The following is a 16,079-nucleotide window of genomic DNA, read 5'->3' on the forward strand; positions in this document are numbered from 1 at the left end:
CTCCACACGGTCAGGACATCGAATCTGATTTGCTCCAACTTGGGAATCCAGATTCGGTCAAAAGGCGAAGCGCTCTAGTATGAGGTTGGAGACTATCACTTCTCCAACCCGAACGGCAGTTCAGCCGCGCGCCAAAATCGCAAGCAATTTGGCTTTTGCAACTCTCGCTCTGTGAACGGATCAGTGTTTCATGCCATCCGCAACGCGTTGAGATTCTCTGGAATTTATGAGGGCCAGCAGCGAGACGGACCATGGCGTCTTATTGGGGTATCTGGACCGAGCAGACGGAAGCGCCAAATTCTGATTGCGCGTCATCACGAGTTGAAGAACCGAGGTGTCGCTGAGATCCTGATCGCCGTCCTCGATCGCCTGAAGGACTTTCCAGAAGCGATCAACGCCGTATGCCCGCAAATCAGTCGTGCAGACCTGCATTGTGCACCTGATCCGGCATTCACCGGAGTTCGTGTTCCGGAGAGACCGCAAGCTTGTCGTGCCGGCGGTGCGGGCGATAGCCGCGTGATCCACAACTCGCGCGCTTCACGGATCTCAAGGCCTTCCTGCTAGCTGGCCTGCAGCGCTTTTGTGAATGAGCCCGAGGCGAGGCGGCAGGCCCACACTGGAGCGGGGCACGCTCACCCCGCGCGACTCCAGTTCGACGCAGGACTCGTCCAGGGTCAGTTCATCGGCCTGCGCAAAAACCGCTGGCGCACGAAGCCGGGGTGCGGTCGCGTGCTTGCCGCCGCCGGGCGCGTGCCCTTCACGACGGGGCTCCAGGAACTCGGTCTCCCGTCGCGGCCTCATCAACTAGTTCACGAACCGGGGCGAGCCCGGAAATGGATGCGGGAAATCCGCACGTCCAGTTCGATGAGCGGGAAGGAAACGGAGCGACATCCGTAAGGCGCCAGCCGACGCGCCTTTCCTCGACTCTACCCGAATCTAGCGCCGTGGCCCGTAGTGACGCGGCGCGGCCACTGGCATGGCTGTGGAGTTCGAGGACGGGTCGCGATCAGCGCCGCGATGTTGCGACGGTCGGGTTCCCTCAGCAATGTATCCTTTGTTATTTGTGAGAAGGGTGGGCCGGCGGCGTCACAGAGCCGCGGCACGTATTCGGGCGTGAGCCAGGGCGAACTCCTTGGCATAGGGACACGCTGAGCCCATCGCCACCTTGATGCGACTAACCGAGACGCGCACCTGTGCACCGATCTTAGCAGTTTCAATCTGATCGAGCCGCAGCTGGCGTTGGCGAGCCCGGTGGGGAAGACCGGGCGACGCAAGGCGCAGATCAGGACATACGCAAACGAGGCGAACCACAGCCGCAGCTGATTGGCGTCGCGTGGGGTTGGCGCTGGTGCGATCGGCGTAGAGGTCGAGCTGGCATTCCTTTATCCGGTTCTCCATGTAGAGCTCCCCGTAAAGCGCCCGTGCCGCCCAGCGCTCCGGCTTGAGTGACGTCACGATGAAGCGGATGGCCCTCTACCTCGTCCATATGACCTTGGCCACGACCCGCCTGCGGCGTGACCAGCTGTCTTTTGTTGACAACCAGAGATTGCGGAAGACCTGGGCGGCTTGGCCGCTTTTTCTGGACACCAGACAGGCTTTCTCGAGGGCCGGGGCGATCTTGGTTTCCAGTCGCTCGGTGCGGGCGAGCCCAAAGACGTAGTCGACGCGGTTAATCTCGCACCAGGCCATCAGTTCCTCGCGCGCAAAGCCGGAATCAGCGCGCAGGACGATGCGGACCCTAGGCTAAGTTTTGCGGATTTGGGTCACGATCCGGTCAACCTCCTCGACCGCTCCTTTGCTGGCATCCATGCTGGAACGCCTGAGCTTTGCCGCCAGCAGGTGCCGGTCGCAGGATGTAGAGCGGCAGGTTATCAGTGGCAGTTGTAGCGTGGAAGAACCTGCCTTCCTGCCGGCCGTGCAGCGGATCATCCGGTGGGCGTCGAGATCGAGCACAACCTCGGCCGGCGGCTTGTCGTGGGCATCCAGGAATAGGTCCAAGGCCTCCAACGCGACCTTGTCGTAACTAATCTTGTGATAGCGCGTCGGCTCCGCCGACCGGGCCGTGCTCCAGCCGGTTCAGCGTCGACTTGCTAGCAAGCACCGCACAATCCGCTTCGGCGTCAGGCGTTCGGGATAAGCGCGAGCACCGGGTCCTGGCGAAGCGTGTCGTGGTCGTCATTCTGGGCGCAGATGCCATTCTCTTGATGAGATATTCAGGCTAGGCGTCCAGCTCGCCAGTATATTAGAATGGTATGATCGACCACTTTATTAAGTCAACGGCCCTCTGAAGTATCACCTCAGTTCCAGCGAGGTGGGGTGAACTTGCGATAACGTGTCCGATTAAGTCTTCGCAATCGCCTTTCCTGAGAATCGCCGTATTGGTTTCAACAAACAACTTGACCTTAGCGACGCCGGGTACAGCAGCTGCCTGACGATCGCCGTCTATCCAATCCAGAGTGCCATCGCGCTCAGGGACTAGGAACCGCGCTGCCGCAGTTTCTGAACGGCTTCTGCGCAAATTCCATTCGTCGCCGATAACATGCTTGATATGCTCGGTTATGAGATCAACGCCAATAGCTAGGTGAACCAGTTCAACACCGGGTGAACCCGCAAGACGTGGGTTGACCTCGATGACGACCGGGCCCCGCTTCGTCCACCTGAGTTCAACGTTCGTCGGCCCCCAGCCAAGCTTGAGAGCTTGCAAACACCTCAGCGAAATATCCGTGATACGATCGCGCTCTTCATCAGTTAGCACGGCCGGATAAACGCATTCTCGATACACGAAATGCGGTGCGCTGCCGAAGGTAAGGGCGGCAATCCCAATCACCTCATCTCCCATTATGTCAGTCCAATAATGGGGGCCTTCTACAAATTCTTCGATGAGTATCCTTGGTGACGACCGCCATACGTGTTTGCCGCCCAAGAGATAGGTGGTATGTTGGGCCAATTCATCGAAACTGCGGCACAACCGAACCCCCCCACTGCCGCTGCCCACGGCTGGCTTCACAATCACCGGCAACCCTATCAATGTTGCAGAGCTTTCCACCTGCGTCGCATCCGTTGCCAATTGAAAAGCAGGCATTGGAATGCCGGCTTGCGCTAGGAGCTGACGTTGAGTGAATTTGTCGCAACATCGTTCAATCGATGTAGGGTTCGGTCCGGGTAAATCGAAATGCCGGCAGAGTTTGCCTACCATCGCATAGACCGATTCCTGGGAGCTGGTGATGCCAGCGACGTCATAAGCCGTCAACAGTCGTTCACACTCGCGGATCAGCGCATCGAGATTCGTTGTATCGACACGGATCGCGTCGTGTCCTTCCATCTCAAAGTAGCCATACTGAGATGGATCGGAGGATAAGGTGATTGGATGAAGACCAAGACCTCGAGCAGCTTGGACGAACAGCGGCCCAGTGTTTCTCGTGCCTTCAAGTAGAACGAGCGCTCTTCTTGTCATGCTGTCGGCTCCTGCATAGGATTCTGTGCGGCGGTTCCTGCGTAGATCGGTGCAGCTCGTCGCGCGTCGGCCTTAGACACCCGCCACAGTTACCACCTCCAGTAACTTTCGATCGCAAAAGGAATGTGAATTTATTGCAAGGCCTATGTTGCAAGCGTTGTGGCTTTTGGAGGATATCGACAGAGAGCGAAACGCTTCTTCAAGTATGCGCAAACGGTCATGGGCCGCTCGATCGCGCAGTCATCGATCATCGTCATAGAGCCGCCGCAATGGCCGAGGCCGCGGGCGTCCCACCTGCGGTCCGTTTCGCAACAGACGCATCGCATCGAGAGCCGCTACAACTCGTCGATTGTGCGCGACTTCCCTGCCCGGGCAAGCAGGGCGCGCAGGGGCAAAATGGATCAGTTGACGAGACGCTTTGATCATCAGCGCGCCACTCTGGTTTCAATAAACCTTCATCTAAATTTACAGGATCTTTGCAATCGCCGATCGCCGGGATTGCTACGATTCATCACGCGGTCTGGGTTAGGCATGGGGAAATTCTGACGCCGCTTACATTCGATTGTCCCCAGCACAAAATGGAGGATCAACAGCTAATGGGAACGAGAGCACTCATTTTGGTGGAAGGCGATCCAACTGGTACTGGTCTCCTCTTCATCCAAGCGGCGCAATCTCTTGGCCTTCATCCAATCACCTTATCCTCCGATCCATCTCAGTATGGCTACTTTGAGATGGAAGGACACGACGCGATCCGAGTCGACACAGACAATCTGGATGCGCTAATCCGCGAATGTTGCGATTTAGGGGCGACTTACGAGATTGCTGGCATCACGTCTTCCCTGGAGGCGTTCTATGCGACAGTTGGCAAGCTGTGCCGGAATTTCGAATTACCGGGTCCGAATCCCAAGTCGATCGAACGGTGCTGCGACAAATTTGTTCAACGTCAGCTCCTCGCAGACGCCGGCGTCCCAACTCCTAGATACCGCCTGGCAACGGATGAGAGAGACGTAGAGAGGTCTGCCTTGGAGATCGGGATGCCGGTGATTCTTGAGCCGGCCGTGGGAGCAGGTAGCAGAGGTGTCAGATTGTGCAGAGACGCCCTTGAGGTGGCCGAACATACCACTCATCTGTGTTGGGCGGCAAACATATGTGGCGGTCTTCGCCCAGAATACTGGTCGAAGAGTTCGCGGAAGGCATCCATTACAGCATTGAAATTGTGGGAAAAGAGGTGATTGGAACTGGTACCGCTGACTTCGGCCCCCCTCCGCATTTTATGAGTCGTGAGTACATCTATCCGGCCCCACTTACTGATGACGAGCACAAACGTATCGTTGATCTTTCGCTAAGCTGTTTGATGGTTCTCGGCCTTGGCTGGGGCCCGGCAAACATTGATCTACGGTGGACGAAGCTCGGTCCAGTCGTCATTGAAGTCAACCCCCGTCTGGCTGGCTCACCCGATCCTGAACTGGTTAAGCTTGCTTACGGTGTCGATCTCGTAACCGAGCACATCAAACTTGTCATCGGCAAGCAAATGGATTTGCGCAGAAAACTTTCACAAGTTGCGGGTCGAGGAGTCTAGTTCCTGATTGCGATGGCACCCTCGATTGGATCGACGGAAAGAGTCGAGCGGCGGCTGTCTCAGGTGCCGTTGAGGTCAGATTTCATGTTCAACCCAATACACCGATCGTACGGAAAGGCGACTACCGAGACAAAATCGGCCACGTCATCGCCGCTTCGCCTAATCGTAGTCGCACAAAGGCGATACTTCAATGTGCCGCCGGCTTGCTACATTGGTCAATCACACCATTTCCGGCTCTCGAGGAACAGGAAGAATCTCTGACCCAAACTCATTCTGCTCGCGCGCCTTGGGAGCTGGGTTGAAGCTAACTGTCGGTCGAACATCGATGCAGGATGCCGTCAAATGAGGCTTTAAGCAGGGTAAGCTGGCATGTGCTCATGCCCAGCTGTGCAGCGCCTGCCTGACCTGCGTCAGCCGGTTGCGCCGACGCCGTCCTCGAGGAGGTCGCCGAATGGCAGAACAGGCCGTTGGACGTCTGCTTTCCCTTGGTCTTCTTCGAGGCCATCCGGGTCAAGGTCCGCTACGAGGGCTTCGTCCGCAACAAGGCGAGCTACATCGCGCTCGGAGTCCTGCCCGACGGGAAGGAGATATTGGGGATCTGGATCGAGCAGACGGAAGGTGCCAAATTTCTGGCTGCGCGTCATGAACGAGTTGAAGAATCGCGGTGGCGCCCACACCGTCGTCGCCGTCGTCGACGGCCTGAAGGGCTTTCTAGAGCGCCGTATTCCGCAAACGGTCGTGCCGGCCTGCTGTGCGCACCTGATCCGCCATTATTGGCGTTCCTACCTTGGAAGGACAGCAAGCCCGTCGTGCCGGGACGGCGGGCTATATACCGGCCGAGGACGACGAAGCCGGCCTGGCCGCGCTCGATGCCGTCGATGCCGGCTACTGGGGCCGACGTTATCCGGCGATTGCTCAGAGCTGGCGGTGCAATTGGCAGACCGAGGACGCTGGGGGCCTCACGCCGTATTCCGCAGCCCCGCCCGGTCCCACCCTGATCGAGCCTTCTTGTACAACTTCGGACAAAAGAGGGGTTGCAAATTTCTGCCGGAAACGCCTCGTCGCTACAAAACCATGATTGTTGGCCCTTCGGTCAAATGGCGCGGCGCTTGCTTCCGACTCTTTATGCCCGAGACAACGGCACTAGCACACCAGCCATCGATTAGAGAACCGTGCCTGAGAAGCACACGGGCTAAAGCAGGACCTGCGCCTACCATTCTGGACGGCGTCTTTTACTTTGATATTGGAGCAATGTTAGATCATGCAGTTGAACGGTGATCGGAGGCTAGAGGCTTATCGGCGGATGCTTCGCATCCGTCGTTTCGAAGAAGAGGGTATGCGCCAGTTCAAGGATGAAAAGATCCCTGGTTGGTTCCACTCGACCGTGGGTCAGGAAGCCGCGATCGTAGGGGCTTGTCTCGCGCTTCGAGATGATGACGGCATAATCGGAACGCATCGTTCGCACGGCCATCCGATCGCGAAGGGTGCTCATCTGGACGCACTCATGGCCGAGCTGATGGGAAAGGAGGGCGGCATTTGCAAGGGGCGCGGCGGTTCGATGCACTTTGCAGACAGTTCGGTTGGGATCGTCAGCGAATCGGGTATCGTCGGAGGGGGCATTCCCCTTGCCACTGGATGCGCGTTCAGCGCTAGGGTGCGTGGCGTCGATCAAGTTACCCTTTGCTTTTTCGGCGATGGCGCGGTGAACCAGGGCACCTTCCATGAAAGCCTCAACATGGCGTCGCTATGGAAGCTTCCGATCATCTATTATTGCGAGAACAACGGTTATGCAATTACCACATCGGTGGCGCAAAGCCACGGGCAGCCGGACATCGCGCTGCGGGCGGCAGGCTATGGCATGCCAGGAGTAACGGTCAATGGGCAGGACGTGGGCGCCGTCTATGAGGCTGCGGCCAAGGCCGTCACGCGAGCACGCGGTGGCGAAGGGCCTACTCTGATAGTGGCCAACACCCACCGGTTCGATGAGCACAATTTGGGCTTGGTGATTCCGGGGGAGCCTTATCGATCCATTGAAGAAGTCGAAGCTCACAAACGCGAACGCGATCCAATTTTGTTAGCTCGTGCTGTGCTCCTCGAAGAAGGCACAAATGAAAAGAGCCTAAGAGCAATCGAGGATGAAGTCGCCGATGCCGTCAAGCAGGCTGTACAATTTGCCTTGGCCAGCCCAATGCCTCAGCTCGAAACTTTGCCCGATTATATGTTCAGCTCGCCGCCTCCAAGCCATTTCAGCTCCGTGGCTTGCCCGGAGAGGAATCGAATGGAGACTAATGTCCAGGAATTTGCCGCGACGCTCGGCACGCATACTCAAATGACGTATTTTGAAGCGCTAATGCAAGCTCAGATAGAGGAAATGGATCGTGATGAGAGCGTTGTCCTGATCGGAGAAGATATCTCGATCCATGGCGGCGCGAAAATTATTGAGCGGTTCGGCGAGAAGCGGATTTGGAATATGCCGATTTCAGAAGGCAGTTTCACCGGCCTCGGAATCGGGGCAGCCATCAACGGATTGCGACCGATCGTAGACCTCTCAGGCGCCAGCTTCGTATATCTGGCCTCCGACCAGATCATCAACCAAGCCTCGAAATTGCGGTTTATGACTGGAGGCCAAATCCACATTCCGATCGTGTTTCGTTGCTGTATGTTCTCGGTGGGGTCCGAGGCGGCGCAGCATGCCGACCGGCCCTATCCGTTTTTTATGAATGTGCCGGGCCTCAAGATAATCAGCCCCACCAACGCCGCTGACATCAAGGGACTGATGAAATCGGCCATTCGCGACGGCGATCCTGTACTCGTCTTCGAAGACGCCAGCCTGTGGACGCTAAAGGGCGATGTGCCCACAGATCCGGACCATACAATCCCGATTGGCAAAGCCGTAGTGAGGCGCCTAGGCAACGACGTAACCATTCTTGCTATTGCAGGCGCCATTCGGCCGACGATGGAAGCTGTCGACGTGCTCACTGAGCAAAGCATTTCGGTCGAAGTAATCGATCCACGTACGCTGAAGCCGCTCGACTATGAGGCTATCAAGATGTCAGTCGCGAAGACCGGACGGCTTGTGATAGTCGAGAACGGGCACCGGGTCTGCAACGTCGGAAGTGAAATCGCCGCCGTGATGTCCGAAGAGGTGTTTGATCTATTAAAGCGACCGATCCTGCGCTTGAGCGCTCCGGACATTCACGTCCCATTTAGTCCGAGCCTCGAGAAGGATTTCTTCCCGACGAAGGATCACATCGTCGCCGCCGTACGGCGGTTGCTCTGAAAGAATGCGGCAGAACCATGGCGACAAGCTCTTCGCCACTATGCCGGCTATACGGTGGTGATCGTCGACAGGCTGAGGGGCAAGACGCGCCAGGCGCATCTGTTCGTGGCCGTGTCATGCGGAAGCGCGCTGGAGTGAGACACTTCCGGATTGGCTGGGGTGTCACGTCAATGCACTGGAAGCGTTCGGCGGCGCACCGGGTCTGTTGGTCCCGAGAACGCCAAGGTCGCTATCATGAAGGCCTGCCGCTACGACCCGCAAGTAACCGCACCTATGCCGGCATGGCCGAGCATTATGGCAGTTCAGTGCTGCCGACCTGGCCACGGCGGCCACGCGAAAAAGGTAAGGTGGAGGCGGCTGTGCGGATTGTCGAGCGCTGGCTTCTTGGCCGCCGGCGCCATCGTGTCTTTTAAGGCCTGGCCGAGGTCAACGCGGCGATCGGCAAGTTGCTTGCCGATCTGAATGATCGCCGCATGCTAGGCCGTGTCCGGCTGCAGGCGGCGACAACTGTTCGACAAGATCGACCGGCCCGCACTCAAGCCGCTGCCGGATGAGCGTTACGTCTTTGCTGAATGGAGCGTCGGCCTCGACTACCATGTTCGAGATCGACAGGCATCATTACTCGGTGCCTTATCGCTTTGCGTGGAAACAGGTCGAGCCGCGCATCATGGCGACCACTATCGAACTGTTCCGCAAGGGCGAGGATCGCCCGCCATGGAGCACATGCCTTCATTGCACCGCCGCTTTGACGCTTGGACAATCGAGAGGATCACCCGGGAAGCTTCCACGATCTGCCCCGATGCGGCCTTGCTGTGCCAGAAGCTACTGGCGGATCGGCCGCATCCCGAACAGGGCTTTCGCCTGTCTTGACGTCATCCGGCTCGTCAAGGGCTTCGGCTGCGAGCGCGTCAACGCCACCTTCAGCCGGGCGCTGGAGATCAACGCCCGGACTTATGGCTCAGTCCGCTCATCCTCGACAATAACCTCGACCGGGCATCGTCGCGCCAAGCGACGGCTCGTTTGCCCATCGACCACCCCATAAGTGACCGGCAACAGCTTCGTCGAATTGCTCGAGACGGCTCGATCGAGATCATTCGAATATCACAACGGCAGCGAGGCCATGCTCAGGCCAAGCAAGTTTCTTCTTCAGCGGCCTCGGAGACAGTGAATACACAGAAGTTGTAATCGTGCTTTGTCTCTGCTTGGCTCCCAAGAACGTCGATGCTAGTCTGATGGCTGTTACCAGCAAGTATAACCTCCGTCCACCATAAGTACCGTTCCCGTAATATAGCTTGACGCTTCGCTCGCCAAAAAATGGACCGCAGATGCCACCTCATGAGGCTGGCCGAAACGGCGCAGCGGTGTTAGGTCACACCATGCGTTGATCACTTCTTCGGGGTACTTGCCGGTCATATCAGAGTGGATGAATCCAGGGGCAACTGCGTTCACACGCACCCCGGATCTTGCCCATTCGCATGCAAGTGTCTTGGTCACCATGTTCACTCCGGCCTTGCTCGCGTTGTAGGCGGTGACAACGGATTGTTGTCGGGTAACGATTTCCCCACATATTGAGCTGATATTTACGATCGCGCCGGAACCGCGATCCGCCATTAGCGAGCCAAACGTGCGGCTGCAGTAGAAGACGCCGTCCAAGTTAACGGAGAGGACCGCCCGCCAATCCTCATCGGTGGTATGATTGGTCGGCGCGGCACGAGATACGCCAGCATTGTTGACTAGGATGTCGGGGCAAAAGTCCATTCTGCCGGCAAGGTCCAGCACAGCCTTTGAATCCATGACATCGAGTTGATAGACCTGCGGTTTGATCGGGAACTGATCTGCAGCTTCCGCCACTCGGATTCCGTCAGTGCCAGTAAGGATTATACCAGCACCGGCTTGTTGCAAGGTAAGGGCGATCTGCAAGCCAATGCCGCGCCCCGCCCCAGTTATCAAAGCAGTTTTCCCGGTTAAGTCGAACTTGCTATGGAAGGATAGGCATTCCGTGAGTGGCATTGCTGGTCTCCCGCGCTGTTGTTGGCGACCATGGCGCATAGAAAGCGTGTTGCGCTTCACAGTCAAAATAGCCTCGATCGTGGGGATACTTTCCGGTCAACAAGAAAAGCACCTCAGGATTTCGGCCGGCCGCGCGGCGTGGCCCAAGCGGTCGTCCAGGTCACATTCCCGTACTTTGGTCCAGAGGGCGTACGGCAAAGCCCGTACGCAGCATCGAGATCTGGCTTTGGTCACGGCAAAACCGTGTTGACCCGGAGGCCTTCTCCCATAGGGTTGTGGCCCATTCACCATCGTCAGCGACGCGAGCGTTGTCTTGGGCCCAATGTGAACAAGCTTTATGGCCATCGCACGTGCTCCAATCTTATTCTTGGAAGGCCGTCGGCGAACAGGCGGCATGCCAACCGAGAGCCCGTAGCGCAGTGAAATCTTCCAAGCTGAGCCCGCGCCCCTGAGTATCGCCATTTGCGGCCGAAGGCATCTTCTCGTCCATCAGGCTTCCTCTGGCCAATTTCTGGGAGATACGCGGGCGCTTTCTGCCATCTGTCGCCGACAGCTCCCAGTGCCTAGCCACAAGGATAAGCAAAGATCACGCCAACTGAGCAGCGCAGCGTCAGAAAGCATGTTCTATAGGCCAAGGCCTTAAGTGAGAGCGCACCAGCAGCGAGGCCGACCGACACGACACCGTGTCGCGATCTCGACAAAACCAACAGTTGGTGTTGGCAACCTGCGTCTGATCAGAAAGTGGCAGGATTGCTCGGCGTCGGTCTTAGCACCATGTAAAATGAATTCGAGCAGGACCACCGATGCCCCGCGCGCCTCGCGGCAGAGCTCGACTTCAATTCTCTTGCCAGCGCTAACGGTATCGATCTCGCGCGCGACCGACGCGACAACTCGAGCCGGTCGGCATTGCTCCAGGCACGGCCAGATCGAAAATCTCGAGCTTCTGAGCGAAGAACTTTGAGCCATGCTGACGCGATATGCCTGGACGCCTGCTCGGCTGCCTGGCTGGGTGAGCTGCAGAAGGCCATGGTCGACCAAGCAAAGGGGCAAAAAGTGGCGCCAAGACTTCGCTCGAAGGAAGCTGCGGACGTCGTGAGGCGATTTAATTGGGCCGGATGTACGCTCGTTCCAGCACATTGATCTGAGCGGCTCGCTGTTGGGGTGGCCGTTGAGATCCTGGTGAGTGCGTCGGCGAGACAGCGGAGCGGTTCGCGATGAGTGGGATATTCCCGCTTCCGCACTAGCTGCAGACCTTCATCGCCGGGCTGCGATGCCTCGGTCTCGTCACGCCGTGGATCGCTAACGCATCGCGGAATGCCGCCCAGGTTCGAACGTTACGTCGAAACTCAACTCCTTCCCGAACTGTCGCCCGGTGATTTCGCCATTCTGACAATGTCGGCTTCCACAGGAACGAGCGTGCTGCACAACTGCTTCGCCAAAAGGGCGTCTGGCTCTTGTTCCTGCCGCCATGCTCACTAGATTTCACTCCGATCGAGATGGCCTACTCAAAAAGACACGGCAGCTAAAGAAGGCGGCCAGCACGGCTGGCAGCGCTACCGGTTGTCTGCATCGAGAGCTGGCAGGCCTATTAGGAGGATGGCTCATAAGACCGACGATCGCTGCCTGCATATACATCTGGCCCGCACCGGCTTCTTCAGGCCCCCACCCGGCACATGCCATTCGTGTGCTAATCATCGCCCGCAAGAAGCTGCTCGGAAGCCGCTCGGAGGAGAACCAGATCCGTGGCCTCGCCGTGGTGTTTGGTGTCCGCTTGCCGGGAGCGCCCGACTCCCTTCATCGAACGGGCGTTGCGGCCACGGGCGCAAAGGTCGACTTGTCTCCTGCGATGCAGGGCCTGGCTGCAGCGCCCCCAAGTTGCTTTCGCTATCGTGGGTATCGCCATGAAGAAGATGGTTCAGGTTCGTCGGCGTGCCATCCGATGACAACCCCGGCGTCGGCCATCTCGCGACCCTTCGCCTTCACCGCCGCCGTGGGTGATCCCAACTTATAGCCTGATCGGCGTAACACGCTTAGATGAATTGATCTTATAGCGGACGATATTTTTTCCACCTTCAGCAGATCGCAAACCCGAGCCTAAATCCTGCCGTACCTTGAGCGCCGGAGAAATCGCGGCTTACCGAACGGAGATCATCAGTTCTGAAAGATATCATAACTATCGCTGCTGTCCGGTTTTCCCACCGACAGCGACCTTTCCGCGGCAGGGCGGTGCAACGTCGCCGCCATTAGGGCGCTTTTTCTGAGCCATCAGCTCTAAATGGTGATTGAAAGAGCGATTTGGATTGGCGTGAATGAGCCAATGGAAGGCATTGACATGGGCTGACATGCAGACTCTCTTCGAGAGATTTTTGGAACGGCTTTCAGAAAGCGTCGATGAGGCAGATCTCCGCAGCGCTATGGCCGACGTCGCCTCTGGATTCGATCTGCTCGCTTTTGCCTACCTCTCGTTGCCGCCCCGTCTCAATGCCAAGCCCACGCTGATCTCAAATTATCCGGCGCCTTGGACAGCACACTATCTCGCGAACCGATATCAGAGTGTCGACCCCGTCATTGTGCGTGCACGCGGTGGCGGATGCACATTTCAATGGGGATCCGATCTGAGCGGTGCGGAAGGGGCTTCAGGGGCTCAGGTGTTCGAAGAAGCGGCGCAGTTTGGCATCTGCTGCGGCGTGACATTTCCGATTATCGATGGCCGAGGCAATTTCGCGGCCATGACGTTTGCCGGTGAAAAGCCTGTTCCTGCATTTTTCCGCGCGGCAGACCGCTATGAAGAAGGTCTGTCGTATATCGCGACTTGTTTTCATGTGTTCGTTCGCCGCAAACTGACCGCCAATCGAATGATCAACGGTGTCTTGCTGACGCCGCGCGAATACGAGTGCCTGCAGTGGGCAGCACAAGGCAAATCCGATTGGGAGATCGGCTGCATCCTTGGGATCACGCAGCGCACGGCCGCCTTTCATCTGGGCAACGCTCGCCGCAAGCTTGGGGTGACGACCACTAGGCAGGCAATTGGGCGCCTCGCGCGTTCGGATTTTTCGGTTCACTGACAAGTTAGCTTCACCTGTGCAACTGCACAGGCTGCCCTGGCGCGAATGTTCCCTGGCCGGGAATTTCCCCGCGAGGAGGCCACGCACGGAAGCATCCCCTGTGGGCGCTTGAGTGCCTCAATGCCCTTTTTGTTTACCGCGAATTGCCTGCCCGCTTTTTTCCGCCGGAAAAACGCGGCCCCCGAGTGAACTTCGATCTTCGGGCGCTCGACAGATCGCTCGCCGGAGCGTCACATCGCGAGATCGCTGAGGTTCTGATGGGGGAAAGGCCGCGTCCACGCCGACTGGACGGATCCTCTCGATCATCTCCGCGACCGCATCCGCCACGCCGTCTCTCGCGGCGTGCGCTCACGAATGGGGCTATCGTGAGTTCCTTGCCTGAAAGGTGACAGTCCGCGCCGTGCGTCAGCCGGCGAACAGTTCCTTGTAGCCGGTTGTCACTATCCAGTTCGCCCGATCGATATGGCTGCGAACAGCCTGTCGAGCGCGCACCGGTTCAAGAGCCGGGTCGATGCCGAGAATGAGATCTGCCATCTCCTCTAGGCTGGCATTGTCGGCGCAGGCGTCGAGGATCCTCAGATAGATCTTGAAATGCTGCCTGTCATAGCTCGTGAGGCTTTCCGACCAGGGGACTTCGTCGCGCAGTGTTGAGCTTTGAGTCCCGTCGGTTACCGTTGATCGATTCATGTCTGCCGCGAACCTCGCATGTTGATCGCTGGATTCAAGGAAGCATATCCCAAAATGGGATAATCCGGAACCGGGATTAGTCGCTGAGCCGGTCTTTACCTGACCGGTTCACGTACATGCCCAAATCGCTTCGATCTCCCCGCCACCAGCGGTTTCTGGCCCAGCTGATATCGCTGCGCAAGGCCAAAGGCCTGACCCAGGCGCAGGTGGCTGAGAAACTTGGTCGGCCGCAATCCTTCGTGTCGAAGTATGAGGGTGGAGAGCGGCGTCTCGACATCATCGAGTTTCTCGACGTAACTGCGGTGCTTGACGCTGATCCGTGCGAGATTCTATTGAGCCTCCGGACGTAGCGGAGCCGGCGCGCCTAACGGCGCTCGTGGATCCCTGGAAGCGGGGGCGGGCGGCGTCCCGTTGTAGGCCCGCCGCGGCGCCCCGCAACCGTTCGCTCTCGCTTCGGGTCCTTCTCTTCGTTTCGGTCCTACGGATGCGTCCGCCTGGACGGCGGCCTCTTCCGGTCGCAACTCGCCGCCCACCCGGGTCGTGTCCCACCGCGTGGTGTAGGTCGGCGGTAGCGAAGCCGCTCGCGAGCGCGCCCTCAACAGCGCTTTAGCGAGCGAGCGGTGTAGCGGCGGTCATCGATGTTCTTCGGTAGGGTTGGGTTGCTGACACAACCTGATTCGAAGGAACCACCGATGACCAACGACATGATGAACCTGCGCACGCTCGTAGAGAAGACCCCCGATGCCGATATCCTGCGCGAGATGATCGGCTTTGCCGCCGAGCGGCTGATGGAGCTGGAGGTGGGCGCCGCCACCGGCGCGGCCCATGGCGAGAAGAACCCACTGCGGCTTGTCCAGCGCAACGGCTACCGCGACAGAGACTGGGAGACGCGGGCCGGCACCGTCGAGCTGCGCATCCCCAAGCTCAGGAAGGGCTCTTACTTCCCGAGCTTCCTGGAGCCGCGGCGCATGGCCGAGAAGGCGCTGACCGCCGGCATCCAGGAGGCCTACGTCCAAGGGTATCTCGACGCGCTCGGTCGACGACCTGGTCAAGGCGATGGGCATGAGCGGCATCTCCAAGAGCCAGGTCAGCCGGTTGTGCGAGGAGATCGACGGCAAGGTGAAGGCCTTCCTCGACCGGCTGATCGAGGGCGACTGGCCATACCTGTGGATCGACGCCACCTACCTGAAGGTGCGTCGCGGCGGGCGCATCGTCTCGGTCGCCGTCATCATCGCTGTCGGCGTCAACGCGGACGGCCGGCGCGAGGTGCTGGGCATGGAGGTCGGCACGTCTGAGGCCGAGCCGATCTGGACGGAGTTTTTGCGCAAGCTGACCCGGCGCGGCCTGCGCGGCGTCAAGCTCGTCGTCTCCGATGCCCATGAAGGCATCAAGGCGGCCGTCACCAAGGTGCTGTGCGCCACCTGGCAGCGCTGCCGCGTCCACTTCATGAGGAACGTGCTGGCGCATGCCGGCAAGAGCGGGCGCCGCGTCGTCTCGGCTTTCATCGCCACCGCCTTCGCCCAAGAGACGGCCGAAGCCGCAAGCACGCAATGGCGCGCCGTCGCCGACCAGATCCGGCCGAAGGTGCCCAAGCTCGCCACCATCATGGACGACGCCGAGCCCGACCTGCTCGCCTACATGACCTTCCCGAAGGAAATCGTGCCAAGCTCCACTCGACGGATGACATCGACAAGCCCGATTTCGGCCTTTTTGACTCCTGTTGCGTTTCTTTGTTCGGCTCAGGTGAGCCTGTTTCTTCGTCCCGGCCCACAGGATTTCCCGTGCGAGCGTGTCGAGACGCAGTCAAGGCTGGCCGGTGCGATGGCGCCACGGCCAGCTGCGAGGTTTCCAGGCCACGCCTTGACGGCGTCGAGCACGGCGCCAGTCTGGAGCGGACCGAGACGGCGGTCGTGCCGGCACATTCCTTACGGATGACATCGACAAGCCCGATTTCGGCCTTTTTGACTCCTGTTGCGTTTCTTTGTTCGGCTCAGGTGAGCCTGT

8 protein-coding genes and 6 pseudogenes are annotated in these 16,079 nt (G+C 58.7%); 9 read left to right on the top strand and 5 right to left on the bottom strand.

Annotation, left to right across the window (positions count from 1 at the left end):
- Positions 1–266: 266 nt before the first annotated feature.
- Positions 267–511 (top strand): annotated as a pseudogene (locus AC0L2K_RS32760) (transposase); the annotation flags it as partial.
- A gap of 575 nt (positions 512–1,086) precedes the next feature.
- On the opposite strand, the pseudogene AC0L2K_RS32765 reads toward AC0L2K_RS32760, so the two are convergent.
- The 3 genes and pseudogenes from AC0L2K_RS32765 to AC0L2K_RS32775 form a co-directional block, all read right to left on the bottom strand.
- Positions 1,087–1,689 (bottom strand): annotated as a pseudogene (locus tag AC0L2K_RS32765) (transposase).
- Positions 1,690–1,743: 54 nt separating this feature from the next.
- A complete protein-coding gene (locus AC0L2K_RS32770; protein WP_473533374.1) occupies positions 1,744–1,998 on the bottom strand; it encodes a hypothetical protein in 255 nt (84 codons plus the stop codon).
- 244 nt (positions 1,999–2,242) lie between these two features.
- Complete coding sequence (locus AC0L2K_RS32775) at positions 2,243–3,454, bottom strand: ATP-grasp domain-containing protein (protein ID WP_473533375.1); 1,212 nt, start codon at positions 3,452–3,454, stop codon at positions 2,243–2,245.
- 596 nt (positions 3,455–4,050) lie between these two features.
- Between AC0L2K_RS32775 and AC0L2K_RS32780 the strand changes: the two are divergent.
- The 4 genes and pseudogenes from AC0L2K_RS32780 to istA form a co-directional block, all read left to right on the top strand.
- Positions 4,051–5,335, top strand: a pseudogene (locus AC0L2K_RS32780) (ATP-grasp domain-containing protein).
- A 123-nt stretch (positions 5,336–5,458) separates the two neighbouring features.
- A pseudogene (locus AC0L2K_RS32785) lies at positions 5,459–6,021 on the top strand (transposase); the annotation flags it as partial.
- Between the two features lie 273 nt (positions 6,022–6,294).
- Positions 6,295–8,313 carry an alpha-ketoacid dehydrogenase subunit alpha/beta gene (locus AC0L2K_RS32790; protein ID WP_473533376.1) on the top strand — a complete coding sequence of 673 codons (2,019 nt, stop codon included), beginning with the start codon at positions 6,295–6,297 and terminating at the stop codon, positions 8,311–8,313.
- A gap of 4 nt (positions 8,314–8,317) precedes the next feature.
- Positions 8,318–9,348: pseudogene (gene istA, locus AC0L2K_RS32795) on the top strand (IS21 family transposase); the annotation flags it as partial.
- 204 nt (positions 9,349–9,552) lie between these two features.
- Here the strand turns inward: istA and AC0L2K_RS32800 are convergent.
- Positions 9,553–10,323, bottom strand: coding sequence for an SDR family NAD(P)-dependent oxidoreductase (locus AC0L2K_RS32800; RefSeq protein ID WP_473533377.1), 771 nt, complete (start codon positions 10,321–10,323; stop codon positions 9,553–9,555).
- 2,342 nt (positions 10,324–12,665) lie between these two features.
- Here AC0L2K_RS32800 and AC0L2K_RS32805 point away from each other — a divergent pair.
- Both AC0L2K_RS32805 and AC0L2K_RS32810 read left to right on the top strand, forming a co-directional pair.
- Positions 12,666–13,388, top strand: coding sequence for a LuxR family transcriptional regulator (locus AC0L2K_RS32805; RefSeq protein ID WP_473533384.1), 723 nt, complete (start codon positions 12,666–12,668; stop codon positions 13,386–13,388).
- A gap of 185 nt (positions 13,389–13,573) precedes the next feature.
- Positions 13,574–13,777, top strand: coding sequence for a hypothetical protein (locus AC0L2K_RS32810; protein WP_473533378.1), 204 nt, complete (start codon positions 13,574–13,576; stop codon positions 13,775–13,777).
- A 16-nt stretch (positions 13,778–13,793) separates the two neighbouring features.
- Here the strand turns inward: AC0L2K_RS32810 and AC0L2K_RS32815 are convergent, their stop codons facing one another.
- Positions 13,794–14,075: a DNA -binding domain-containing protein gene (locus tag AC0L2K_RS32815; RefSeq protein ID WP_473533379.1), complete on the bottom strand. Its 282-nt coding sequence runs from the start codon at positions 14,073–14,075 to the stop codon at positions 13,794–13,796.
- 116 nt (positions 14,076–14,191) lie between these two features.
- On the opposite strand from AC0L2K_RS32815, the gene AC0L2K_RS32820 reads away from it, so the two are divergent.
- Positions 14,192–14,425 carry a helix-turn-helix domain-containing protein gene (locus AC0L2K_RS32820; RefSeq protein ID WP_473533380.1) on the top strand — a complete coding sequence of 78 codons (234 nt, stop codon included), beginning with the start codon at positions 14,192–14,194 and terminating at the stop codon, positions 14,423–14,425.
- A gap of 342 nt (positions 14,426–14,767) precedes the next feature.
- A pseudogene (locus AC0L2K_RS32825) lies at positions 14,768–15,769 on the top strand (IS256 family transposase); the annotation flags it as partial.
- Between the last annotated feature and the right edge of the window lie 310 nt (positions 15,770–16,079).

The sequence above is a fragment of the Mesorhizobium sp. WSM4817 genome, assembly GCF_055811135.1.

Coding starts and splice junctions, on each gene's coding strand:
- AC0L2K_RS32775 (WP_473533375.1), bottom strand. CDS start 3,454: ATGACAAGAAGAGCGCTCGTTCTACTTGAAGGCACGAGAAACACTGGG.
- AC0L2K_RS32790 (WP_473533376.1), top strand. CDS start 6,295: ATGCAGTTGAACGGTGATCGGAGGCTAGAGGCTTATCGGCGGATGCTT.
- AC0L2K_RS32800 (WP_473533377.1), bottom strand. CDS start 10,323: ATGCCACTCACGGAATGCCTATCCTTCCATAGCAAGTTCGACTTAACC.
- AC0L2K_RS32805 (WP_473533384.1), top strand. CDS start 12,666: ATGCAGACTCTCTTCGAGAGATTTTTGGAACGGCTTTCAGAAAGCGTC.
- AC0L2K_RS32815 (WP_473533379.1), bottom strand. CDS start 14,075: ATGAATCGATCAACGGTAACCGACGGGACTCAAAGCTCAACACTGCGC.
- AC0L2K_RS32820 (WP_473533380.1), top strand. CDS start 14,192: ATGCCCAAATCGCTTCGATCTCCCCGCCACCAGCGGTTTCTGGCCCAG.